We start from the raw sequence: 23,289 nt of genomic DNA on the forward strand, positions 1-23,289 counted from the left end.
TAATAGTGTAACTAATGTTTAATAGGTGATTATTTTGCGAATCGAACAATCTACAATAAATGAAATAAAAGAAAAAACTGATATACTTGACTTGGTTAGTGAGTATGTGAAGTTAGAGAAAAGAGGACGCAATTATATAGGTTTGTGTCCTTTTCATGATGAAAAGACTCCGTCCTTTACCGTGTCAGAAGATAAGCAAATTTGTCACTGTTTCGGTTGTAAAAAAGGGGGCAATGTTTTTCAATTCACGCAAGAAATAAAAGATATTTCCTTTACTGATGCTGTTAAAGAATTAGGAGAACGTGTTGATATTAAAGTTGAAACAGAATCTTCAAATTCAAATCAAGAGGTTTCACATCAAGTTGCATCAGACGATTTGAAAATGATTGAAATGCATGAATTAATGCAAGAATATTATCATTATGCTCTGAAAAAAACAGTTGAAGGCGAAGCAGCATTGAATTATTTGAAAGAACGAGGTTTTACTGATGCGCTAATCGATGCGAGAAAAATTGGCTATGCGCCAAACAATTCACATTTTTGTCATGATTTTTTAAAGAAAAAAGGATATGATATTCAATTAGCATATGAAGCTGGGTTGTTATCTCGAAATGAGGAAAATTTTAGTTACTATGACCGTTTTAGAGATCGTATTATGTTCCCGTTAACTAACGCGCAAGGAAGAACTGTTGGTTATTCTGGTAGAACGTATACAAACCAAGAACCAAAGTATTTAAATAGTCCGGAGACACCAATATTTCAGAAGCGTAGATTACTATATAACGTTGATTACGCTAGAAAATCTATCAGAAAAACTGATGAATTAATTTTATTAGAGGGCTTTATGGACGTGATTAAAGCGGACCAAGCTGGACTTAAACAAGTTGTTGCTAGCATGGGAACACAAATATCACAAGAGCATGTAGCATTTATTAAAAAGTTAACGACTAATGTTACTTTGATGTTTGATGGAGATTACGCAGGTACGGAAGCTACATTAAAAACTGGACAAATGCTGCTACAACAAGGTTTTAATGTATTTGTAGTGCAATTACCTAAAGACATGGACCCCGATGAATATATCGGGAAGCATGGAGTGGAAGCCTTCAATTACTATGTAGAACATGAGAAAAAATCATTCATTATTTATAAAGTGCATACGCATCAAGATGAAATTGAAAATAACGATTTATCATATGAACGGTATTTAAAGGAAATCACCAACGATATTTCTTATATGAGTTCAACTATTTTACGGAAAAAGATATTGCAAGAAGTTTCGGAATTGTTTAAAGTTAGCTTGGATAGTCTAAATAATATAGTAGGACAGCAACAAGATTACTATCAACCCCAAGAGTATCGAGTGCCTTCTGTGCCACAATTTAATAATTTAAATAAGAATGAGAAGGCAGAACGTGCTTTGCTTAAACATTTTATGAATGATAAAGACACATTTTTAAATTATCATAAATTACTTCAGTTAGAAGACTTTACAAATGAATATTTTAAGCGTATATTTAATGTTTTACACGAGTTTTACTCTGAAAATGATACGTTTAATATTAGTGATGTATTACAGTACATTGATTCCAATGAAATTAAAGAAGCATTTATATCATTAGATAACTATTTGATAAATGAAGAACCTTTTGAACATGAAATTGATGACTATATAAATACACTGACAACTAATAGAAATGAAGAAACTATTGAATCACTTAATCAAAAGCTTCGAGAAGCGTCGAGATTGGGTGATTTAGAACTGCAAAAATATTATTTAGAAAAAATTGTAACTCATAATAAAAGTAGAATGAATTGAAAAATATGTATTTGTCTGTATGTTTATAACACTTAATGTGTATACGATACAATGTTTTGAGTAGATTTTACTAATTTTATCTATAAAATTTTTTGATATCAAGTAGATATTATATTCGGGAGGCCTTTTCATGTCTGGAAATAAAGTTAAAGTTAAAAAGCAAACCATCGACCCATCTCTAACTTTAGAAGATGTAAAAAAACAATTAATTGAAAAAGGTAAAAAAGAAGGGCACCTAAGTCATGAAGAAGTTGCTGAAAAATTACAAAACTTCGAAATGGATTCTGACCAAATGGATGAACTATTTGATCAGTTAACAGATAACGACATTAGTTTAGTTAATGAAAAAGATAGTTCTGATAAAGATTCTAAATTGAATTTAAATGATTTAAGTGCACCTCCAGGCGTAAAAATAAATGATCCAGTTCGTATGTACTTAAAAGAAATTGGACGAGTAGATTTATTAAACGCTCAAGAAGAAATTGAATTGGCTAAAAAAATTGAGCAAGGCGACGAAGTTGCAAAATCTCGTTTAGCCGAAGCCAACTTACGTCTCGTTGTTAGTATTGCGAAGAGATACGTAGGACGCGGCATGCTATTCTTAGACCTTATTCAAGAAGGTAATATGGGATTAATAAAAGCTGTTGAAAAATTCGATTTTAATAAAGGATTTAAATTTTCAACATATGCAACGTGGTGGATTCGTCAAGCGATTACACGTGCCATTGCAGACCAAGCCCGTACAATTCGTATCCCTGTTCATATGGTTGAAACAATCAACAAGTTAATCCGTGTTCAGAGACAATTATTACAAGACTTAGGCCGTGATCCTGCTCCTGAAGAAATCGGAGAAGAAATGGACTTACCTCCTGAGAAAGTAAGAGAAATACTGAAGATCGCTCAGGAACCTGTGTCATTAGAAACGCCAATTGGTGAGGAAGATGATAGTCATTTAGGTGATTTCATTGAAGACCAAGAAGCGCAAAGTCCTTCTGATCATGCAGCTTATGAACTGTTAAAAGAACAATTAGAAGATGTATTAGACACATTAACTGATCGTGAAGAAAATGTATTACGCTTACGTTTTGGATTAGATGATGGTAGAACACGTACACTAGAAGAAGTAGGTAAAGTATTTGGTGTTACGAGAGAACGTATTCGTCAAATAGAAGCAAAAGCACTCAGAAAATTAAGACATCCAAGTAGAAGTAAACGTCTAAAAGATTTTATGGACTAATTTTTAGTGCTTGAGACACCAAATATCCCTTAAATAAGCGGTGATGTGTCTCTATGTACAATTGCTGACGAAAGTGTACGATATGCTATTTAATAGCTTTAAAAACAAGTGAGTGATACAGGGAGCGGGAATGCGAGATCAAATTGAAAATTTTGATTTCTCTTCCGCTCTTTTTTTACATATTGAAAGAGGAGCACTTTTATGATTCCATTAAATCAAAGATTAAAGAGAGTAAGTAATTATATTAAAGGAGATTATTTAGCAGATATTGGTTCAGATCATGCTTATCTGCCTATTTTTGCTATAGAAAACAAATTAACAAAAAAAGCAATTGCAGGCGAGGTCATTAAAGGACCTTTTGATGCTTCTAAACGAAATGTGAGTGAACATCAACTCAGTCAGCATATCGATGTACGACTAGGCGATGGGTTAACTGTTATACAAGATGGAGATGCTATAACATCAATTACAGTATGTGGTATGGGGGGACCTCTCATAGCTAAAATTATTAGTGATGGTGCCAATAAATTGTTTAATAAACCAAGATTGGTGTTACAAAGTAATATACAGTCAAGTGCCATTAGAATTAAGCTTACAGAATTAAATTATTGCATAATAGCTGAAGAAATCATGGAAGAAAAGGGACATATCTATGAAATTATTGTTGCTGAGTACTGCGAAAAAAAATCATCCATGTCTCAAATAGAATTGAAATTTGGCCCTGAATTAGTTAAAGATAAAAATGATTTATTTAACAAGAAATGGCAACGCGAAAAAGAAGCATTATTAAAGATAAAAAATAATTTAAACCCTAAAACACATGCTAAACGTTTAGATGAAATTAATCATGAGTTGGATCTAATTAACGAGGTGTTATAAATGACTATAGATGAACTATTAAAAACTATTAATACACACGTACCTTTCAATACAGCGGAATCATGGGATAACGTAGGTTTATTAATTGGTGATAAAGCTAACAAAGTAACAGGAATATTGACAGCACTCGATTGTACTGAAGAGGTCGTTGATGAAGCATTAAATAAAGGCTATAATACAATTATTTGTCATCATCCTCTCATTTTTAAAGGGATAAAAAATATTACTCAACAAGAAGGATACGGGCTAATCATACGTAAACTAATCAAGCATGATGTTAACCTTATTGCATTACACACTAATTTGGATGTATATCCAAAAGGTGTGAACTCGATGCTGTCCGATAAACTAGGTTTAGAGAAGCAACAGATTTTAAACCCTGAAATTATACCTTATTACAAAGTGCAAGTATTTATTCCAGAAGAAAACTTAAACGATTTTAAAGATGTATTAAGCGAAGCAGGCGTTGCTCAAGAGGGAGATTATCGATACTGCTTTTTCGAAAGCCCAGGCATAGGCCAATTTAAACCGGTAGATAATGCAGATCCACATATTGGTGAAAAAGGTCAAATTTCTCACGTGCAAGAATATAAATTAGAATTTATGATCGACCATACGCAAAAAACTTTAACGCAAGACTTAATAATACAACATCATCCATACGAAACACCGGTTTATGATTTTATAGAATTAACAAAACAAGCAAATTATGGTTTAGGCATGATAGGCAAACTTAATGAAGTTATGACAGTGGAAAAATTTGTGAGCCATGTTAAAGAACGATTAAAAATGCCAAGCGTACGTTTCTCTGGCGATTTCAATGCAAACATTGAAACAGTAGCTATTGTCGGTGGGTCAGGTATTGGATTTGAGTATACAGCTAGTCACAAAGGTGCCGACATCTTTGTGACTGGGGATATTAAACACCATGACGCATTAGACGCTAAAATCGCAGGTGTTAATTTATTAGATATTAACCACTACAGTGAATATGTAATGAGAGAAGGATTGTGCCAACTTTTAGAAGATTGGCTGAATGAAGATGACAAAATATTTAATATTGAAGCATCTGAGATAAACACAGACCCATTTGAATACTTGTAACAACATTTTGTGGCTGAGGCATAAACAATGCTTCAGCCGTTAATATGAAATATTGCATAACAATTAAGATACAATTAACCTTTGACAATCAGAATATATTATAGTTAACATTCTCAGAGTGAGTCATTAAAATACTGCTATAAGTTTATATTGACACTGTTAAGCACAAATATTTTATAGCAATAATTACCTATTTAACTTGATATAATAATTTAGTTCAAAATTGTACAGTAATGCTTTATAATAGATAAGATGAAGATTTAAGGAGGCCAAGACATGGCAAATCACCCATTTGAGAAATTTAATTTAGAACCAAGTCTGATTGATGCTGTGAAAGATTTGAATTTTGATCAACCGACTGAAATTCAAAGCCGAGTAATACCAAAAATAATAAAACAAGTAAACTTAATCGGCCAATCACAAACAGGGACAGGTAAATCCCACGCATTTTTATTACCGTTAATCAATTCAATAGATACAGAGTATAAAGAACCACAAGCAATTGTTGTAGCTCCTACAAGAGAACTAGCACAACAACTTTTTGATGTTGCTAGCCATATAACAAAATTTAAAGAAGACGTGTCAGTCAAATTATTCATAGGTGGCACAGATATTGAAAAAGATCGTAGTCGTGCAAAGAATCAACCACAACTTGTCATAGGTACACCTACACGTATTAATGATTTAGCTAAACACGGGGATTTACATGTACACTTAGCATCCTATTTAGTCATTGATGAAGCAGACTTAATGATAGATTTAGGACTAATGGATGAAGTAGATTACATTGCTACAAGATTAGATGAGAAAGCGCATATTGCAGTGTTCAGTGCTACAATACCTAAATCTTTACATCCATTTTTAAATAAATATCTTGAAAACCCTGATTTTGTAGAAATTGAAAATACAGAAAAGAACAAAAAGAATATTGAATTCTATTTAATTCCAACAAAAGGCGAAGCTAAAATAGAAAAGACCTTAAAATTAATGGATATACTAAACCCTTATTTATGTATCATTTTCTGTAATAGCAGAGACAGTGCTGATGAATTAGCTAACCAACTTAATGCTGCTGGTTTGAAAGTAGGCATGATACATGGTGGTCTTTCACCTAGAGAACGTAAGCAACAAATGAAACGTATTAGAAATTTAGAATTTCAATACGTAATAGCTAGTGATTTAGCATCACGTGGTATCGATATCGATGGCGTAAGTCATGTGATTAACTTTGATGTACCAAATGATATTGATTTCTTTACACACCGCGTAGGACGTACTGGTAGAGGACAATATAAAGGCGTTGCAATAACTTTATATAGCCCTGATGAAGAAAATAATGTTGCATTAATTGAACAACGTGGCTATCATTTTGAAAACGTAGATATTAAAGACGATGAGTTAAAGGCCATTAAAGCTCATAATTTACGTCAATCACGTAAAAATAAAGATGATCATTTAACAAATCAACTAAAATATAAAGTTAAAAGCAATAAGAAAAAAGTCAAACCTGGTTATAAGAAAAAATTCAAACGTGATTTGGATGATTTAAAACGTAAAGAGCGTAAACAATTCAGCAAACAACAGAGTAGACAGGAAAGAAAAAATAGAAAAGGATAGGTGAATTTTATGTTATTAGGGTCTCATGTATCGATGAATGGTAAAAAAATGTTAGAAGGCTCAGCTGAAGAAGCACAAAAATTTGGTGAGTCTACATTTATGATTTATACAGGTGCACCACAAAACACTAGAAGAAAGCCTATCGAAGAATTAAATATTGAAAAAGGTCATGAAGTAATGAAAGCTCATGGTCTTTCAAATATTGTCGTACATGCACCATACATTATAAATATTGCTAATACTGTTAAACCACATGTCTTTGAGTTGGGTGTGGAGTTCTTACAAAGTGAAATAGAACGTACACAAGCACTAGGCGCAAAAGATATAGTTTTACACCCAGGTGCTCATGTTGGCGAAGGTACAGATGCAGGTATTAAAAAGATAATTGAAGGTCTTAACGAAGTTTTAACGAATGATAACGATGTTAGGATAGCATTAGAAACAATGGCTGGTAAAGGTTCTGAAATTGGCAGAAACTTTGAAGAAATAGCTAGAATTATTGATGGCGTAGAAAATAATGAAAGATTATCAGTCTGTTTTGATACATGTCATACACATGATGCTGGTTATAACGTAAAAGAAGATTTCGATGGTGTTTTAAATGAATTTGATAAAATTATAGGTGTCGATAGAATTAAAGTCGTACATGTAAATGACAGTAAAAATGATATTGGTGCACATAAAGATAGACATGAAAATATCGGATTTGGTTATATTGGATTTGATGCGCTTAACTATATTGTGCATCACGATACTTTTAAAGAAATTCCCAAAATTTTAGAAACACCTTATGTTGGTGAAGATAAAAAGAACAAAAAACCTCCATATAAATTAGAAATTGAAATGTTAAAACAACAACAATTTGATCCTGATTTGAAGAATAAAATTTTAAATCAATAATAATGTTTCTGAATAAACGATTATTTCTAAAGGGAGTTATTAATCCTTTTAAACAATATAAAAAATTGTTAGGAGTTTATTCGGTAGGAACGGTAAAGAGTAATATGTGAATTCTAATGATCTACTTAGAATTTGCACGTTGCTCTTTTTTTGTTAATTCGTAAACATTACTATTTACATAATTAATATCTCATTGTATAGTATAGAACGAGGTGAAAACATGTCTACGCCAGTATTCGAATTAAAAAATATAGATTATTATTTTGACAACAAACAAGTACTTGAAAATATAAACATTAAAATTAATCGAGGAGAATTTGTTGCAATTGTAGGACCAAATGGTGCCGGGAAGTCAACTTTACTAAAAATCATACTGGGCTTATTACCAATTCAAAAAGGCCAAATTTATGTTGATGGCAAAGACTATAATGGAAATCAGTCTTTACTAAAAATTAGTTATGTTTCCCAAAAAGCACAAGCGTTCAAAGCAGGGTTTCCTGCTAGCGTCAAAGAAGTCGTTATCAGCGGGCTTACTAAGCGGAAGAAACTATTTCAATGGTTTAATAGAAATGATGAAGAAAGTGTGAAAACTGTTTTGTCACGACTTAACATTGAACATTTAATCGACAAAAACATAGCCGAATTATCCGGTGGACAACAACAACGAGTGTTAATTGCACGTGCGTTAATCAGTGAACCGTCTGTACTCATTCTTGATGAACCAACTAGTGGTATTGATGCAAAGCATGTGAGTGAGTTTTATGAGACTTTGGAGACACTAAAGCAAGAAGGTGTTACCATCATACTTGTTACACATGATATTGGGGTCGTTGCAGATACGGCAACTGAAGTTGCGTGCTTGAACAAGCATTTACATTTTCATGGTACAACTGAAGATTTTAAATCATTAGACGAAGTTGAAATATCAAAAATTTATGGACATCCTATCCAATTTGTTGATCATCAACATAGTAGGGAGTGTTGTTCATCATGATTGAAGCCTTGCTAAATTTTGATTTTATGAGATATTCACTTGCAAGTGGCCTGCTCATCGGTTTAATCGCACCATTAATCGGTGCTTTTATTGTTGTTAGGAGACTATCATTGATTGCAGATGCGTTAAGCCATGTCACACTTGGGGGAATTTCTTTTGGAATGTTTGTTGTGACGGTAATACCTACATTGGCATTTATTAATCCAATGTGGTTTGGTATTTTATATGCTGTAATCGGTGCATTGCTTATTGAAAAGTTAAGAACTTCTTACAGTAATTATCAAGAAATTGCTATTCCAATTATTATGAGTGCTGGTATTGCGTTAAGTGCAATATTTATTTCTTTGGCAGATGGCTTCAACCAAGAAATTGTAGGGTTATTGTTCGGTTCTATCAGTGCAGTAACTTTCAGCGACCTAATTACAATTATTGTAATTGTCATCATTGTTCTTGTATTTATACTTTTTTTTTACAAAGAATTATTTATATTATCTTTTGATGAAGAATATAGTAAAGTAATAGGAATACCTAAATGGATTCAATTTATATTTATTATTATTGTAGCAATGGTTATATCTGCATCTATGCGTGTAGTAGGTATCTTATTAGTGAGTGCATTAATCACGTTACCTGTTGCGATTTCAATGCGACTCACAAAAGGTTTTAAACAGTTAATCATTTTAAGTGTTGTTATTGGAGAAATTTCAGTTATTGGAGGACTCGTATTAGCGTTTTATATGAATATATCACCTGGTGGTGTAATTGTAGTATTACTTGTACTCATACTCGCTATTGCGATGATGTATCAGAAATTTAAAATACGAACAATAAAAGGAGATGCTAACGATGAAAACTGAAGAGGCTATTAGTATCATTAAAGATCACGGTCATAAATATACAAATAAAAGACGTGAAATGCTTGATATATTTGTCTCTGAAGATAAATATATCAATGCTAAATTAATCCAACAGGAGATGGATAAAAATTTCCCTGGTATATCGTTCGATACAATTTATCGTAATTTGCATTTATTTAAAGATTTAGGTATTGTTGAAGGTACAGAATTAGATGGAGAAATGAAATTTAGAATTGCTTGCACAGATCATCATCATCATCATTTTATATGCGAATCATGTGGCGATACAAAAGTAATCGATTTTTGTCCTATTGAACAAATTAAAGCGTTCCTTCCTAAAGTTGATATTCATAAACATAAATTAGAGGTTTATGGTGTGTGTGAAACTTGTCAGCAAGCTAGAATGTAATATGTACAAAAAATATTCAAAATACAATTTATTTGCCATAAATCATAGGTCATTCGTATGATTTAAATTGAATTTTTAAAATTGTTGCTTAAACATGTTTAAATAAGCTCAATTTGAGATATACTAGTAGAGTAACTAAAGATGACAAATATTATTCAATAACTTTTCAATTAAACTTTAAGCAGATTAATTGTTGTTATAATAATTAATTGTTATGCTTTATTTAAAGATTAATTAGGAGGATGATTATTTATGGCTTTTGAATTACCAAACTTACCTTATGGTTTTGATGCATTGGAACCACACATTGATCAACAAACAATGGAAATTCACCATGGCAAACACCATAACACTTATGTAACTAAATTAAACGCAGCAGTAGAAGGAACTGATTTAGAATCTAAATCAATTGAAGAAATTGTTGCAAATCTAGACAGTGTTCCAGAAAATATTCAAACAGCTGTTCGCAATAATGGCGGTGGACATTTAAACCACTCATTATTCTGGGAATTATTAACTCCAAACTCAGAAGAAAAAGGTACTGTTGTTGATAAAATTAAAGAACAATGGGGTTCTTTAGATGCATTTAAAGAAGAATTTGCAGACAAAGCAGCAGCACGTTTCGGTTCAGGTTGGGCCTGGTTAGTAGTTAATAACGGTAACTTAGAAATCGTTACTACACCTAACCAAGACAATCCAATTACTGAAGGTAAAACACCTATCTTAGGATTAGATGTTTGGGAACACGCTTATTATCTTAAATACCAAAACAAACGTCCAGACTATATTAGTGCATTCTGGAACGTAGTAAATTGGGAAAAAGTTGACGAATTATATAACGCTGCTAAATAATTGAGCTAGCGAATATGACGGCCTTTTACTAGGTCGTCATTTTTTTTAACTAAAATAATAGAAATATTCGCTAATTTCATATATCATTTATAGTGAGAACTTTTGAATTGAGGTATGCTGTTTTGTTAAAAAGATTAAAAGAAAAGTCAAATGATGAAAAAATTAGAAATACAATGAATAAAAGAATTAGTTTTATATTTGGTGTGATTGTATTTATTTTTGCAGTAGTTGTCTTAAGGTTAGGTTATTTACAAATTGCACAAGGTTCTCATTATAAACAACTGATAAAAAATAGCGAAAATTTAACAGTTAATGAAGCCGTACCGAGAGGGCGTATATTAGATAGAAATGGCAAAGTTCTTGTTGATAACGCTTCTAAAAAAGCGATTACATATGCGCGTGGTAGAAAAACTTCGCAAACAGAAGTTTTAAAGATTGCAAAAGATCTATCTGAATTAATTAAAATGGATACTGATAAAATAACAGATCGAGATAAACAAGACTATTGGCTTCAATTACATCCTAATAAAGCGAGAACATTAATGCAAAGTGAACAAGCATTGCTAGATGACGGAAGTATTTCACAAGATGACTATGACGAAGCTCTATATAAAAAAATCGGCAAAAAGCAAATAAACACATTAAGTGATAAAGATTTGCAAGTGTTAGCGATTTATAGAGAAATGATGTCTGGTTCAGCGCTTGATCCACAAATGATTAAAAATGAAGATGTGACTGACGAAGAATACGCTGCGGTATCACAAAAATTATCTGATCTGCCAGGTGTAAATACGACAATGGATTGGGATAGAAAATATCCTAATGGTGATACATTAAGAGGTATCTTTGGAGATGTATCTACGACTGAAGAAGGTATTCCTAAAGAACTAACTGAGCAATACTTGGCTAAAGGATATTCTCGTAATGATCGTGTCGGAAAATCATATCTGGAATATCAATATGATGACATTTTAAAAGGTAAAAAGAAAGAAATGAAATATACTACTGATAAATCAGGTGAAGTCATTGATTCCAAAGTGGTTAATCCAGGTTCTCGCGGAGACGATTTAGTATTAAGCATTGACATCGATTTACAGAAGAAAACCGAAGAATACTTAGAGAAACAAATATCTAAACTGCGTAGTGAAGGCGCTAAAGATATGGATAATGCATTAATTGTTGTTCAAAATCCAAATAACGGCGATATTTTAGCTATGGCTGGTAAGCAAATAGACAAGAACGGTGATTTAACAGATTATGATATAGGTACATTTACATCACAATTTGCTGTTGGCTCATCTGTAAAAGGCGGTACTTTATTAGCGGGGTATCAAAATAATGCAATTAATGTTGGTGATCAAATGGTCGATGAACCACTAAAATTTGCTGGCGGTCTAACAAAACGCTCTTACTTTAACCAAGATGGTAGAAAAACGATAAACGATAAAGAAGCACTCATGCACTCATCTAACGTTTATATGTTCAAGACAGCCTTGAAGATGGCTGGATCTCCATATTCAGCAAATATGACATTACCAAATGATATTTCAGAGGCAGGTCAAAAGTTACGTAAAGGATTGAATCAAGTAGGACTTGGCGTTAAAACAGGTATCGATTTACCAAATGAAACAAATGGACAAATTGAACCATTAACTGATAATCCAGGTAATTTCCTTGATTTAGCAATCGGGCAATATGATACGTATACGCCTCTACAATTGTCACAATACGTTTCTACGATTGGTAATAATGGTTATAGAGTTCAACCACATATTGGCTTAGAAATTAGACAGGCAACAAATAAAGATACTTTAGGTCCTGTCAAAGAGAAGGTTAAGGGTAAAGTGCTTAACAGAGTGAATAACTCAGGAGAGCAAATTAAACAAATTCAAGATGGGTTTAAGATGGCATTTAATGAAAAACCTGGTACAGGCTATCAAAGTTTTAATGATACCGAAGTTCCATCAGCAGGTAAAACAGGTACGGCCGAGGTTTTCCAAAACGGTGAATCAAGAGTAAATTCAACATATGTTGGATATGCACCAATTAAGGATCCTAAACTTGCATTCTCAATAGTGTATACAAATCAACCAGTTCCAGAACCGTGGTTAAATGGTGGAGATTTAGGTAGAGATGTTATAAACTATTACTTTAAAGAACGAGCTGAAAAATAAAAGAAGCGATTTTGTTATAAATACTGATATAGTCGTCTTTATTGAAAAATAATACTTTTCAATTTTATAACTAAATGGTATGATTAATAGGTCGTATTTTGAAAAGGTAAGGAGGAATTAGCATGCGCGTAAACGTAACTCTAGCTTGTACAGAATGTGGAGAAAGAAACTACATTACTACAAAAAATAAACGTACTAATCCTGAACGTATAGAAATGAAAAAACACTGTGCTCGTGACAACAAACACACTATGCACCGTGAAACAAAATAATTAATATTTTAAACCAGATTCTTGTCTAGAATCTGGTTATTTTTTCGCATATTTTAAAAAGCAGTTGAATGACATTATAAATTTTAAACGTTATAATAATAAAAGTATGTATTACGGGAAGGTGTTCATAATGTCAAAAAGAACTTTGCGTCAAAAAACTATTAATTTAATGAAACAATTTATGAAACAAAAGAATAAGCAAGAGGCAGATCAATATCTAAGTGATCACTTTTTCAATACAGATGAATACAGACAATCACAACGGATTGGTATAGTGTTATCTATGCCACATGAAGTAAATACATATCCCATCATTCAACAAATGATAGAAGACGGAAAAACTGTTTTTGTTCCAGAAACTAATTATCAAACGAAGGAAATGACATTTAAACATGTAGATGATTTAACTCACATTGCTCCAGATGACAAAGGCATTAACCACGTAAATACAGAAACTGAAATTACCAACAATTTAGATTTAGTTGTAGTCCCTGGTGTCGTATTTAATAATATTGGTTATCGTATTGGTTATGGTGGAGGGTATTTCGATAAATTTTTAAGTAATAATAAACAAACAACTATTAGTCTGCTTTATGACTTCCAAATGAATTCGTTTGAACCAGAAACACATGATGAACCCGTCGAAAAAATAATCATAGCAACAACTAAATAATGGAGGCAAATATGATCATTGAGAAACATTATTGGAAGTGCATATATACTTGGATTAAATATCTGAATTATCATGTTGTTCATACTAATAAAGATTATGATGAAATTTGGTTAGCAAATAAAAAATCAGAAAGTATTGTGATATTTAAACATGGTGCTAATTCAACTCAAGATGTTAGATTTGATAAAACTCGAATCCAAGAAAACCAAGATAATATTATTGCATTTTTAGGGTTCAAACCCAAGAATTATGAATTATATATTTTTACAGACAAAATGTTTACAGATGAGAACTTAAATGAAACTAAGCCAGTTAAATTTAAAGTTAAAATCATTAGAGAAGCAGGGCATGTAGAAAGGATTATGCCAAACTTCTTTGTGAAAAAAGTGTATAATCGTAAAACTAAGCACACAAAATCATACTATAAACAACGTGCACTTAATAATAATCCTATTGAAAAACATATGCTTAAATTCGCTCCTGTTACATACACGTTAATAGCAATTAATATTATAATTTGGTTAGCTATGACGTTGTTTTTAAATCGTTTTTCAGATTTAAAATTATTAGATATAGGTGGACTGGTTCATTTTAATGTTGTACATGGTGAATGGTATAGATTGATAACCTCTATCTTTTTACATTATAATTTTGAGCATATTTTAATGAATATGTTAAGCCTATTTATATTTGGGAAAATTGTAGAAGCCATCGTTGGCCATTGGAGAATGGCTGTAATATATATTGTTGCTGGTTTATTCGGTAATTTTGCATCGCTGTCATTTAATACAGATACCGTCTCCGTGGGTGCAAGTGGTGCTATATTTGGGTTAATAGGAGCCATTTTTACATTTATGTATGTAGATAAACAATTTAATCGTAAATTAATTGGACAATTATTAATTGTACTTTTAATTATGATTGGACTATCACTGTTTATGCAAAACGTGAATATTGTAGCGCATATAGGCGGCTTCATTGGTGGTTTATTAATCACATTAATAGGATTTTATTTTAAAACAAATAAGAATCGTTTCTGGTTTCTAATAATATTAATACTAATCTTATTCATAGCTGCTCAAATCAGAATTTTTACAATTAAAGAAGATAATATATATAACACGATTATTAGAAATGAAATGAAACAAGGGAATTATGATGATGCAAAAGATATGGTAAAACATACTATTAATAAGAATTACGCCGATGATGAAACTTATTATTTAAATGGTCTTATTAAAGCAACGTTAGATTCGAAAGCAGAAGGCATCGCAATATGGGAAAGAGGATTAAGAGAACACCCTAACTCAGGGCTCTTAAACTATCAATTAGCCATTGCAAACAGATCCCTTGATAATAAAGATAAAGCCAAGAAGTACATAAAAGCTGCGTTAAAATCCGATCCTAGTAACAATGATTATATTAATTTAAATAAAGAATTGAGCGATGATAGTGATTCAGAAAATTAATACATTTTATGACGTGCAGCAACTCCTTAAGAAATTTGGATTTATCGTTTATTTTAAAGATAAGGCAGACATGTATGAAATGATGGAACAAGAAATAAAATCGCTATACAATATTGGTCTTATTTCAAAGGACGATTATTTAAATTGCCGATTAATTATTAATCAAAGAAAAAGTAAATAAAGTTGTAAAAGAGGTCGAGACAAAATAATGTCTCGACCTAAAATATTATATTATGACTATTTATCTTAATTTTATCTAAGCACTATGATAATAGCTTAAACTCAATGTTTTGTAACATGCAATTGCTATAAATTACAAGTATCTTGCACTGTTAGATAAGTTGTTTCATAATTATTGCAATTGAGAATTGATTAAGATTAAAATGTAAATAAGGGAATATAAATCTATATTAAGTGGTTTATAAAGTTAATATTCAAAAAGTCTTAATATCTGGAATACTTATTGGTGTAAAATCTCCAAATGCCTTGATATATAAGATTTTTTGAACTACAGTTAAAGGAAGTGCACCCTTTTAATAAATCAGAGAAGGATGAAAATTAAATGAATAAAATTATATTAGCAGCAGATATTGGTGGAACAACATGTAAACTAGGAATTTTTGATGAAAATCTTAACCGTTTATCAAAATGGTCAATCGATACAGATACTTCAGATACTACTGGATATTTATTATTAAAAAATATATATGATTCTTTTATACAGCACATAGATAAATCAGACAACACTTTTTCAGATGTTTTAGGTATTGGAATTGGTGTGCCTGGACCTGTGAATTTTGAAACGGGAGAAGTAAACGGAGCGGTTAACTTATACTGGAAAGGCACAGTAAATGTAAGGGATATTTTCAAACAATTTGTAGATTGTCCAGTTTATGTTGATAATGATGCAAACGTGGCCGCTTTAGGTGAAAAACACAAAGGCGCAGGAAATGGTGCAGACGATGTAGTCGCTATTACACTTGGTACTGGCTTAGGCGGTGGCATTATTTCAAATGGTGAAATCGTGCACGGTCATAATGGTTCTGGAGCTGAGATTGGGCACTTCAGAGTAGATCATGATCAACGCTTCAAATGCAACTGCGGAAAATCCGGTTGTATAGAAACTGTGGCATCTGCTACGGGTGTCGTAAACTTGGTTAATTTTTATTATCCTAAATTAACATTTAAATCTTCAATTTTACAATTAATCAAAGATAATAAAGTAAGTGCAAAAGCAGTTTTTGATGCTGCAAAAGCTGGTGACCAATTCTGTATTTTTATAACAGAACGAGTTGCTAATTATATCGCTTATTTATGCAGTATTGTCAGCGTTACAAGTAATCCAAAATATATTGTCTTAGGCGGCGGTATGTCTACTGCAGGGCTGATACTAATTGAAAATATTAAAACAGAATATCACAATTTAACATTTACACCTGCTCAACAAAACACTGAAATTGTTCAAGCTCAACTAGGGAACGATGCAGGTATTACGGGTGCTGCAGGGTTAATTTATACTTATATTATTGAAAAGGATGGTGTTAAATAATGGCTATCGTAGATGTAGTTGTTATACCAGTCGGGACAGAAGGACCGAGTGTGAGTAAATATATTGCTGAAATTCAAACTAAATTAAAAGAATATAAAGCACAGGGCAAAATTGATTATCAATTAACGCCAATGAATACATTAATTGAAGGTGATTTAAAGGATTTATTTGAAGTTGTGCAAGCAATTCATGAATTACCGTTTGATAAAGGGCTAAGTCGAGTATGTACTAATATTAGAATTGATGATCGCCGAGATAAGTCGCGTAATATGAACGAGAAAGTGAAGGCTGTAGAAAAATATTTAAACGACGGAGGCAACTAGAATGAAAATTTCAAGTCTATCTTTAGGTTTAGTCGAAACAAATGTCTATTTTATAGAGAATGATACAAGCGTTATTTTAGTTGATCCTGCTAATGATAGTGATTTGATTATTAAGAAGTTAAATCAAATTAATAAAAAATTAGTAGCCGTATTACTTACTCATGGTCATTTTGACCACATTGGCGCTTTAGACGACATTATTGAGAAATACGATGTGCCAGTGTTTATGCATAAATCGGAATTTGATTTCTTAACAAATGTAAATAAAAACGGTTCAGAAAAGTTCAAACAGTATGGATTACCTAATGTTATTAGCAATGCTAAACCACAGCCATTAGAAGAAGGCGATGCAAATGTTGCAGGTTTTCATTTCAATGTATTACATACTCCTGGCCATTCGCCTGGAAGTTTAACGTTTGTCTTTAATGAATTTGCTGTTGTTGGTGACACATTATTTAAACAAGGTATAGGTCGAACAGATTTATATAAAGGTGATCATGAAACATTAGTTAATTCAATATTAGATAAATTGTTCGAATTAGATGATGATCTACCTTTATTCCCAGGTCATGGACCATATACTACAGTGGAAGATGAACAAATGAATCCTTATTTATATGGGTAAATTTATTGTAAATAAAGTTCTATATCGATATTTACTATACAAATATAAAAGTAATTTTCACACCTCTTACGTGTACATATGTAGGAGGTGTTTTTTTATTGAATCTATTGTTTAATAGTATGATTGAAAAGGCAATTAGTAATGATGCATCAGATATTCATTTTATCCCCGCTGATAAAGAAGTAATGATTAAATTTAGAATACGTGATGATTTGAAGTCTATAGAAACATTGCAATTAAATACGTATTTAAAATTATTAACCTATATGAAATACCAAGCTGGATTAGATGTCTCTAAACATAATGCTGCACAGAGTGGTAGATATATTTATAAATTAAAACAAATTTACTTCCTTAGAATATCAACGCTTCCTTTATCACTAGGAAATGAAAGCTGTGTTATTAGGATTATTCCGCAATATTTTCAAAAGCATAAAAATAATCAGAACATAACGCATTTATATAATCTAATGAATAAAAAACAAGGATTAATTTTATTAAGTGGACCTACTGGCTCTGGAAAAAGTACGTTAATGTATCACATGTTATCTTATGCTAAAGAGAACTTAAATTTAAATATAATTACAATTGAAGAACCCGTTGAACAATTAATAAATGGCATAACTCAAATATCTTTAAATGAAAAGGCAGGGATAAATTATGAAACTTCTTTTAAAGCTATTTTACGCTGCGATCCAGATATTATCTTGATCGGAGAAATAAGAGATGCAAACGTAGCTAAACATGTCATACAAGCCAGTTTAAGTGGTCATTTAGTACTTTCGACAATTCATGCTAGTAATTGCAAAGGAGTTATTTTAAGACTGCTAGAAATGGGGATAACGGTTCAACAACTCATACAATCAATCACTAGCATATTAAATCAAAGGCTTATTACTAACGTAAAAGGTGAAAGAGAGCTTGTATATGAACAGATAACTAAAGAAGATGTTTATCACTTCTTTAAAAATAGCTATACATTACCCAAAGAATTTCATAACTTATCTTATAAACTAAATAAAATGTCAAAAGAGGGGATGATATGTGAAACATCAATGGAACGTTATCTCTAAATTTTATTCTTATGCAGTATTAAGCGAAAAGGACAAAATTAGGTTACTATCAAAGCTAAAAGACTTACTAGAACATGGTTTTACTTTAAGTGATTCATTTGATTTCTTACTTCAGCATACTAAGATTAGGTCGCTAGAAACCAAATTATTGATTAAAGCAGAATTACAACATGGTGCATATTGTTCTCAAATTCTTAAATTACTAAAGTATCCAAAATCAATTATTATGTTAATATATTTTGCCGAGATGTTTGGTGATTTAACAGACACTTTACCTCATGCTCAAGAATATTTATTACGTAATTATAAGATTAAGAAGCGTTTATTTAAAACAATACAATATCCTTTACTTTTACTTTCTATATTTATCATTATGCTAATTATTATTAATCATACTATCATCCCAGAGTTTCAAAATTTATATCATAATATGGGAGTAGAAATATCCTCAGTCCAGCGAGACTTATCTTTTATAATATTAAATCTGCCTTCTTTCATATGGTATTTGCTTCTTGTTATTCTATTAACCTTAGTACTATTCTGGTTATTGTATATAAAGCTCCCGATACATTATAAACTTAAGTTAATGTTATCAATGCCTATTGTGTCAAAGTTCTTTAAGCTTTATAAAACTTTTCGCTTATCTTCTGAGTTCTCGTTATTTTATAAAAATGGCATTAGCCTTCAAAAAATAGTCGACATTTATTCTGAGCAAAAAGATGACAGTTATTTAAATTATTTAGCAAATGCACTCTCAAGTGGTACACAAAAAGGTTTGAAATTGAGTGAAATTTTAACAAAATTATCATGTTTTGAAAGGGAATTAGTTATTTTTATAGAAGAAGGTGAGAAAAAAGGACGGCTTGAAGTTGAATTAAAATTATATAGTGAAATTATTATTGATAAAATTCAACAATCAATGCAATTCATTATCAAATTTATACAGCCATGTATATTTTTAGTAATAGCTATTATGATTGTGTCACTATATTTAGTTATCATGTTACCAATGTTTGATTTAATGCAAACAATAAAATGAAATGAGGGTTTAATAATATATGAATAATTTTAAAAATAAGTTTAACAAAAAGGCATTTACACTCATTGAAATGCTATTGGTTTTATTAATAATAAGTTTGTTATTAATACTAATAATACCTAATATAGCTAAACAATCCTCACACATACAAACAACTAGTTGTGAAGCGCAACTCAAAATGGTAGATAGTCAAATTGAAGCTTATAGTTTGAAGTTCAATAAGAAGCCAACTACTATGGACGAACTCGTCAACGAAGGTTATATCAAAGAGAACCAAAAACAATGTAAGTCAGGCGCCTTAATATCGATAAATGATGGTGAAGCAGTTGCAAATTAGTAAAGCATTTACTTATGTTGAAATGCTATTTGTATTGAGTATAATAAGTTCGCTTATTTTTTTACAAATGCAAAGATTTTCTTATATCAAAAATGACTTAACGTCACCACATTCAAAGATAAGTAACTTAATAATGCAATTTAATTACTTAAAATCAAAAGCAATCAAAGACCAACAATCTATTACATTAATATTCAATGATTATTCTAAACAGGTCCATGTTAAAGAACAATATATGCAGAATTCTACTTTTGATTTACCACAAAACACCTATATACATCCTCGCACAAATTTAAACTATATAAATTTCAATAAAAATGGTGATGTAAACAAATTTGGTTCGTTATATCTAAGTGTTGATCAAACTTTATATAGAATAATATTTCATATAGAAAAAGGACGCTTAAGATATGAGAAAGTATAATTTGTACGGCTCATTATTTTTAGATGCACTTTTATCTTTTTCAACAATAACTTCAATATGTATTATATTTATCCCTCTGATGTTACAACTTTCAAAAGAAATAGAAAATAAAACAATCGAAATAGAGATGAAAAGGGTTATATTAAACTCATTATGCCATTATGATAAACCAGCTCTGAAAAACGGATTAGATTTAGATATTTATCATTTGCAACTAAGCAATCAAAAACTTTGCATAAAAAGAAAAGGAACTAAATATGAAAAATGCTATGGTAAAAAGATTTAAAGCATTTACGTATATCGAAGTATTATTTGCACTATTTATTACTATATTAATCTTTACAATATTGCCTGCATTATTTAAAACAACCCACTTTATCGAAACGCGTTTAGCAACTCAATCCAATCTAGACCTAGAATTTTTTGCTGTTGATTTAACACGTGATTTATTAGAAAAAAATTCTCGAATTATAGAAAATGGCATACGCAAGAATAAAATAGTAATAAAAAATAATGATAAAGATATTGTTTATGAATACAAAAACAACAAGATAATCAAAAGTGTTAACGGTAATGGAAATATAACTATATTAAATAATGTGAAGTCTGTAGAATTTAATATTATAAATTATGAAACGTTGAAAGTTAATTTAAACATAATTGAAAAAGGGAACTACTATGAAAGACAATTATATATTTAACAGAAAAGCATACATCTATCCTTTTGTGTTGGTGGTATTTATGCTATATTTATCTATAATTACAATTTATGTAATTCAAATTGGTATACAATTAAAAACTTTAGATAACATAGAGAAATATTATGAAAATCAAATTAATTTATTTTTAAAAAAGGAAGATATTTTTGAATAACATTAAAATGGAGCCATTGATATTAATCGGATTTATGGGAACTGGTAAGACAACATTAGGTAAATATCTTTCAAAGCATAATCAGCTATCATACGTTGACTTAGATGCGTACATTGTTGAACAAGAAAATCAATCTATCCCAGATATATTTGAACAAATAGGTGAAACGGGCTTTAGAGAATTAGAATATAAGTATCTAAAAGAATGTATAAACTATTATCATATTATTTCGACCGGTGGAGGTATCATTGAAAGCGATCAAACGTTAGACTTTTTAAAACTACAAAGGAGAGTCATATGGTTAGATTGCGACTTAAATATTGTTTACAATAGAATTAAAAATGATAGCAATAGACCTAATGCAAACAATAAATCTCTTTTTGAATTAAAAAGCTTGTATTCCTCAAGGGTTTCAAGATATAATGAAATCGCATTCATAAAATTAAATAGCAGTAAATCTCTTCACTCATTACAAAGTGAGATTATGGAAGAGATTGTTTGCGAATGATCAGTATTGGAGAGAATGGTTGGTTATATTATATATAACTTTAGTCCATCGCCGAAGGTGCAAGTTTAACGAAACTCTCAGGCAAAAGGATAATACTGTGACGCATTCCTGGAGAATTTAAACAGGGTAGCTTAGTCTACTCTGTTTTTTTTAATATATTTTTACTTAAATAATAGGAGGTTTATTCATGTCCAATGAACTGAAAAAAACACCGCTTTATCAAACTTTTGTAGATAGTGGTGCTAAAATCGTAGAATTTGGTGGATGGGCTATGCCAGTCCAATTTTCAAGTATTAAAGAAGAACATAATGCTGTTAGAACAGAAATCGGTTTGTTTGATGTAAGCCATATGGGTGAAATTCTGATAAAAGGTAGTGAAGCTGCACAGCTAGTACAATATCTACTTTCTAACGATACTGAAAATTTGACTACAAATAAAGCTCAATATACTGCACTGTGTAATGAAAATGGCGGTATTATTGATGATTTAATCACATATAAATTAGATGAAAATCAATATTTATTAGTAGTAAATGCTGGCAATACAGATAAAGACTTTGCTTGGATGAAAGAAAAAGCCGAAAACTTCGATGCAGAAGTAATTAATGTTTCGAATGATTATGGTCAATTAGCAATTCAAGGGCCAAATGCGCGTAACCTAGTTCAACAACATGTTGATGTAGATGTATCTTCAATGAAACCTTTCGAATTTAAGCAAAATGTAGCGTTTTTTGGGAAAAACGTAATTTTATCACAATCAGGATATACTGGTGAAGATGGCTTTGAAATATACTGCGACGCGGATGATGCTCCTTATTTATGGAAGAAAATACTAGAGTATAACGTTGTTCCATGTGGCTTAGGAGCAAGAGATACATTGAGATTGGAAGCTGGTTTACCTCTACATGGTCAAGATTTAAGCGAAGAAATTACACCATATGAAGCTGGTATCGCATTTGCAGTCAAGCCATTAATCGAAGCCGATTTCATTGGCAAAAGTGTTCTTAAAGAACAAAAAGAACATGGTTCAAAACGTAGAACAGTTGGTTTAGAAATGATTGATAAAGGTATTCCTAGAACTGGTTATGAAGTATTGGATTTAGATGGTAATCAAATTGGAGAGATTACTTCGGGTACTCAATCACCATTAACTGGTAAATCAATTGGTTTAGCTCTAATAAATCGGGAAGCTTTTGAAATGGGCAAAGAAGTGTTAGTACAAGTAAGGAAGAGACAAGTTAAAGCAAAAATTGTTAAGAAAAATCAAATAAGCAAATAATAC

Annotated in this window: 26 protein-coding genes and 1 riboswitch; all 26 genes read left to right on the top strand. The window is 31.1% G+C overall.

Annotated features, from left to right (window positions below; translation table 11 throughout):
- Positions 1 to 34 precede the first annotated feature (34 nt).
- The 26 genes from dnaG to gcvT all read left to right on the top strand — a co-directional run bounded on the left by dnaG (position 35) and on the right by gcvT (position 23,286).
- Positions 35 to 1,819, top strand: a complete 1,785-nt coding sequence (dnaG, locus tag BTM19_RS01430) for a DNA primase (protein WP_029377175.1) — start codon at positions 35 to 37, stop codon at positions 1,817 to 1,819.
- Between the two features lie 130 nt (positions 1,820 to 1,949).
- Entirely contained in the window at positions 1,950 to 3,056 is a 1,107-nt protein-coding gene (rpoD, locus tag BTM19_RS01435; protein WP_017724596.1) for an RNA polymerase sigma factor RpoD, read from the top strand.
- 201 nt (positions 3,057 to 3,257) lie between these two features.
- Positions 3,258 to 3,935, top strand: coding sequence for a tRNA (adenine(22)-N(1))-methyltransferase (locus tag BTM19_RS01440; RefSeq protein ID WP_029377176.1), 678 nt, complete (start codon positions 3,258 to 3,260; stop codon positions 3,933 to 3,935).
- Positions 3,936 to 5,039: a Nif3-like dinuclear metal center hexameric protein gene (locus tag BTM19_RS01445; protein WP_029377177.1), complete on the top strand. Its 1,104-nt coding sequence runs from the start codon at positions 3,936 to 3,938 to the stop codon at positions 5,037 to 5,039.
- 276 nt (positions 5,040 to 5,315) lie between these two features.
- On the top strand, positions 5,316 to 6,656 hold the full coding sequence (locus BTM19_RS01450; protein ID WP_099265708.1) for a DEAD/DEAH box helicase: 1,341 nt from the start codon (positions 5,316 to 5,318) through the stop codon (positions 6,654 to 6,656).
- A gap of 9 nt (positions 6,657 to 6,665) precedes the next feature.
- Positions 6,666 to 7,556 (top strand): deoxyribonuclease IV, encoded by an 891-nt coding sequence (locus BTM19_RS01455; RefSeq protein WP_029377179.1) that lies wholly within the window; start codon positions 6,666 to 6,668, stop codon positions 7,554 to 7,556.
- Positions 7,557 to 7,776: 220 nt separating this feature from the next.
- Positions 7,777 to 8,550: a metal ABC transporter ATP-binding protein gene (locus BTM19_RS01460; RefSeq protein WP_029377180.1), complete on the top strand. Its 774-nt coding sequence runs from the start codon at positions 7,777 to 7,779 to the stop codon at positions 8,548 to 8,550.
- Complete coding sequence (locus BTM19_RS01465; RefSeq protein ID WP_099265709.1) at positions 8,547 to 9,407, top strand: metal ABC transporter permease; 861 nt, start codon at positions 8,547 to 8,549, stop codon at positions 9,405 to 9,407. Before BTM19_RS01460 ends, BTM19_RS01465 begins: the two co-directional genes overlap by 4 nt.
- The gene (locus tag BTM19_RS01470) at positions 9,397 to 9,816 is read left to right on the top strand and encodes a Fur family transcriptional regulator (protein ID WP_029377182.1); all 420 of its coding nucleotides are present in this window, start codon (positions 9,397 to 9,399) and stop codon (positions 9,814 to 9,816) included. Before BTM19_RS01465 ends, BTM19_RS01470 begins: the two co-directional genes overlap by 11 nt.
- Positions 9,817 to 10,068: 252 nt before the next feature.
- On the top strand, positions 10,069 to 10,668 hold the full coding sequence (locus BTM19_RS01475; protein WP_017724588.1) for a superoxide dismutase: 600 nt from the start codon (positions 10,069 to 10,071) through the stop codon (positions 10,666 to 10,668).
- 122 nt (positions 10,669 to 10,790) lie between these two features.
- Positions 10,791 to 12,842, top strand: a complete 2,052-nt coding sequence (locus tag BTM19_RS01480; protein ID WP_029377183.1) for a peptidoglycan D,D-transpeptidase FtsI family protein — start codon at positions 10,791 to 10,793, stop codon at positions 12,840 to 12,842.
- 122 nt (positions 12,843 to 12,964) lie between these two features.
- Complete coding sequence (rpmG, locus tag BTM19_RS01485) at positions 12,965 to 13,114, top strand: 50S ribosomal protein L33 (protein WP_002483181.1); 150 nt, start codon at positions 12,965 to 12,967, stop codon at positions 13,112 to 13,114.
- A 130-nt stretch (positions 13,115 to 13,244) separates the two neighbouring features.
- Positions 13,245 to 13,787, top strand: coding sequence for a 5-formyltetrahydrofolate cyclo-ligase (locus BTM19_RS01490; protein ID WP_029377184.1), 543 nt, complete (start codon positions 13,245 to 13,247; stop codon positions 13,785 to 13,787).
- A gap of 11 nt (positions 13,788 to 13,798) precedes the next feature.
- Entirely contained in the window at positions 13,799 to 15,256 is a 1,458-nt protein-coding gene (locus tag BTM19_RS01495; protein WP_029377185.1) for a rhomboid family intramembrane serine protease, read from the top strand.
- On the top strand, positions 15,240 to 15,437 hold the full coding sequence (locus tag BTM19_RS01500) for a YqgQ family protein (protein ID WP_029377186.1): 198 nt from the start codon (positions 15,240 to 15,242) through the stop codon (positions 15,435 to 15,437). The genes BTM19_RS01495 and BTM19_RS01500 overlap by 17 nt, the downstream gene beginning before the upstream one ends.
- 381 nt (positions 15,438 to 15,818) lie before the next feature.
- Complete coding sequence (locus BTM19_RS01505) at positions 15,819 to 16,805, top strand: glucokinase (protein ID WP_029377187.1); 987 nt, start codon at positions 15,819 to 15,821, stop codon at positions 16,803 to 16,805.
- A complete protein-coding gene (locus tag BTM19_RS01510) occupies positions 16,805 to 17,128 on the top strand; it encodes an MTH1187 family thiamine-binding protein (protein ID WP_029377188.1) in 324 nt (107 codons plus the stop codon). Before BTM19_RS01505 ends, BTM19_RS01510 begins: the two co-directional genes overlap by 1 nt.
- Before the next feature lies 1 nt (position 17,129).
- A complete protein-coding gene (locus tag BTM19_RS01515) occupies positions 17,130 to 17,753 on the top strand; it encodes an MBL fold metallo-hydrolase (RefSeq protein ID WP_029377189.1) in 624 nt (207 codons plus the stop codon).
- 98 nt (positions 17,754 to 17,851) lie between these two features.
- Positions 17,852 to 18,826 (top strand): competence type IV pilus ATPase ComGA, encoded by a 975-nt coding sequence (gene comGA, locus BTM19_RS01520; RefSeq protein ID WP_038678556.1) that lies wholly within the window; start codon positions 17,852 to 17,854, stop codon positions 18,824 to 18,826.
- Entirely contained in the window at positions 18,798 to 19,865 is a 1,068-nt protein-coding gene (comGB, locus tag BTM19_RS01525) for a competence type IV pilus assembly protein ComGB (RefSeq protein WP_051664335.1), read from the top strand. Before comGA ends, comGB begins: the two co-directional genes overlap by 29 nt.
- Positions 19,866 to 19,884: 19 nt before the next feature.
- A complete protein-coding gene (gene comGC / locus BTM19_RS01530) occupies positions 19,885 to 20,202 on the top strand; it encodes a competence type IV pilus major pilin ComGC (protein WP_029377192.1) in 318 nt (105 codons plus the stop codon).
- The gene (gene comGD, locus BTM19_RS01535; RefSeq protein WP_231495828.1) at positions 20,183 to 20,626 is read left to right on the top strand and encodes a competence type IV pilus minor pilin ComGD; all 444 of its coding nucleotides are present in this window, start codon (positions 20,183 to 20,185) and stop codon (positions 20,624 to 20,626) included. The genes comGC and comGD overlap by 20 nt, the downstream gene beginning before the upstream one ends.
- The gene (locus BTM19_RS01540; protein ID WP_029377194.1) at positions 20,613 to 20,912 is read left to right on the top strand and encodes a hypothetical protein; all 300 of its coding nucleotides are present in this window, start codon (positions 20,613 to 20,615) and stop codon (positions 20,910 to 20,912) included. The genes comGD and BTM19_RS01540 overlap by 14 nt, the downstream gene beginning before the upstream one ends.
- Positions 20,884 to 21,327 (top strand): competence type IV pilus minor pilin ComGF, encoded by a 444-nt coding sequence (gene comGF / locus BTM19_RS01545; RefSeq protein ID WP_038678554.1) that lies wholly within the window; start codon positions 20,884 to 20,886, stop codon positions 21,325 to 21,327. Before BTM19_RS01540 ends, comGF begins: the two co-directional genes overlap by 29 nt.
- A 179-nt stretch (positions 21,328 to 21,506) precedes the next feature.
- Positions 21,507 to 22,007: a shikimate kinase gene (locus tag BTM19_RS01555; protein ID WP_037557022.1), complete on the top strand. Its 501-nt coding sequence runs from the start codon at positions 21,507 to 21,509 to the stop codon at positions 22,005 to 22,007.
- Positions 22,004 to 22,110: riboswitch (glycine riboswitch) on the top strand. (Overlaps the previous gene by 4 nt.)
- 84 nt (positions 22,111 to 22,194) lie before the next feature.
- Positions 22,195 to 23,286 carry a glycine cleavage system aminomethyltransferase GcvT gene (gcvT, locus tag BTM19_RS01560; protein ID WP_058625684.1) on the top strand — a complete coding sequence of 364 codons (1,092 nt, stop codon included), beginning with the start codon at positions 22,195 to 22,197 and terminating at the stop codon, positions 23,284 to 23,286.
- Positions 23,287 to 23,289: the final 3 nt, after the last annotated feature.

Origin of the sequence: Staphylococcus xylosus (genome assembly GCF_002732165.1) — a bacterium.
Taxonomy (GTDB): Bacteria; Bacillota; Bacilli; order Staphylococcales; family Staphylococcaceae; genus Staphylococcus; species Staphylococcus xylosus.

Excerpts from the sequence above, each read along its gene's own strand:
- BTM19_RS01440 (WP_029377176.1), top strand. The coding sequence starts at position 3,258 with ATGATTCCATTAAATCAAAGATTAAAGAGAGTAAGTAATTATATTAAA.
- BTM19_RS01445 (WP_029377177.1), top strand. The coding sequence starts at position 3,936 with ATGACTATAGATGAACTATTAAAAACTATTAATACACACGTACCTTTC.
- BTM19_RS01475 (WP_017724588.1), top strand. The coding sequence starts at position 10,069 with ATGGCTTTTGAATTACCAAACTTACCTTATGGTTTTGATGCATTGGAA.
- gcvT (WP_058625684.1), top strand. The coding sequence starts at position 22,195 with ATGTCCAATGAACTGAAAAAAACACCGCTTTATCAAACTTTTGTAGAT.
- BTM19_RS01555 (WP_037557022.1), top strand. The coding sequence starts at position 21,507 with ATGGAGCCATTGATATTAATCGGATTTATGGGAACTGGTAAGACAACA.
- comGF (WP_038678554.1), top strand. The coding sequence starts at position 20,884 with ATGAAAAATGCTATGGTAAAAAGATTTAAAGCATTTACGTATATCGAA.
- comGC (WP_029377192.1), top strand. The coding sequence starts at position 19,885 with ATGAATAATTTTAAAAATAAGTTTAACAAAAAGGCATTTACACTCATT.
- BTM19_RS01450 (WP_099265708.1), top strand. The coding sequence starts at position 5,316 with ATGGCAAATCACCCATTTGAGAAATTTAATTTAGAACCAAGTCTGATT.
- BTM19_RS01470 (WP_029377182.1), top strand. The coding sequence starts at position 9,397 with ATGAAAACTGAAGAGGCTATTAGTATCATTAAAGATCACGGTCATAAA.
- BTM19_RS01510 (WP_029377188.1), top strand. The coding sequence starts at position 16,805 with ATGGCTATCGTAGATGTAGTTGTTATACCAGTCGGGACAGAAGGACCG.
- BTM19_RS01460 (WP_029377180.1), top strand. The coding sequence starts at position 7,777 with ATGTCTACGCCAGTATTCGAATTAAAAAATATAGATTATTATTTTGAC.
- BTM19_RS01455 (WP_029377179.1), top strand. The coding sequence starts at position 6,666 with ATGTTATTAGGGTCTCATGTATCGATGAATGGTAAAAAAATGTTAGAA.
- BTM19_RS01505 (WP_029377187.1), top strand. The coding sequence starts at position 15,819 with ATGAATAAAATTATATTAGCAGCAGATATTGGTGGAACAACATGTAAA.
- BTM19_RS01490 (WP_029377184.1), top strand. The coding sequence starts at position 13,245 with ATGTCAAAAAGAACTTTGCGTCAAAAAACTATTAATTTAATGAAACAA.
- BTM19_RS01515 (WP_029377189.1), top strand. The coding sequence starts at position 17,130 with ATGAAAATTTCAAGTCTATCTTTAGGTTTAGTCGAAACAAATGTCTAT.
- rpoD (WP_017724596.1), top strand. The coding sequence starts at position 1,950 with ATGTCTGGAAATAAAGTTAAAGTTAAAAAGCAAACCATCGACCCATCT.
- BTM19_RS01540 (WP_029377194.1), top strand. The coding sequence starts at position 20,613 with ATGAGAAAGTATAATTTGTACGGCTCATTATTTTTAGATGCACTTTTA.
- BTM19_RS01465 (WP_099265709.1), top strand. The coding sequence starts at position 8,547 with ATGATTGAAGCCTTGCTAAATTTTGATTTTATGAGATATTCACTTGCA.
- BTM19_RS01495 (WP_029377185.1), top strand. The coding sequence starts at position 13,799 with ATGATCATTGAGAAACATTATTGGAAGTGCATATATACTTGGATTAAA.
- rpmG (WP_002483181.1), top strand. The coding sequence starts at position 12,965 with ATGCGCGTAAACGTAACTCTAGCTTGTACAGAATGTGGAGAAAGAAAC.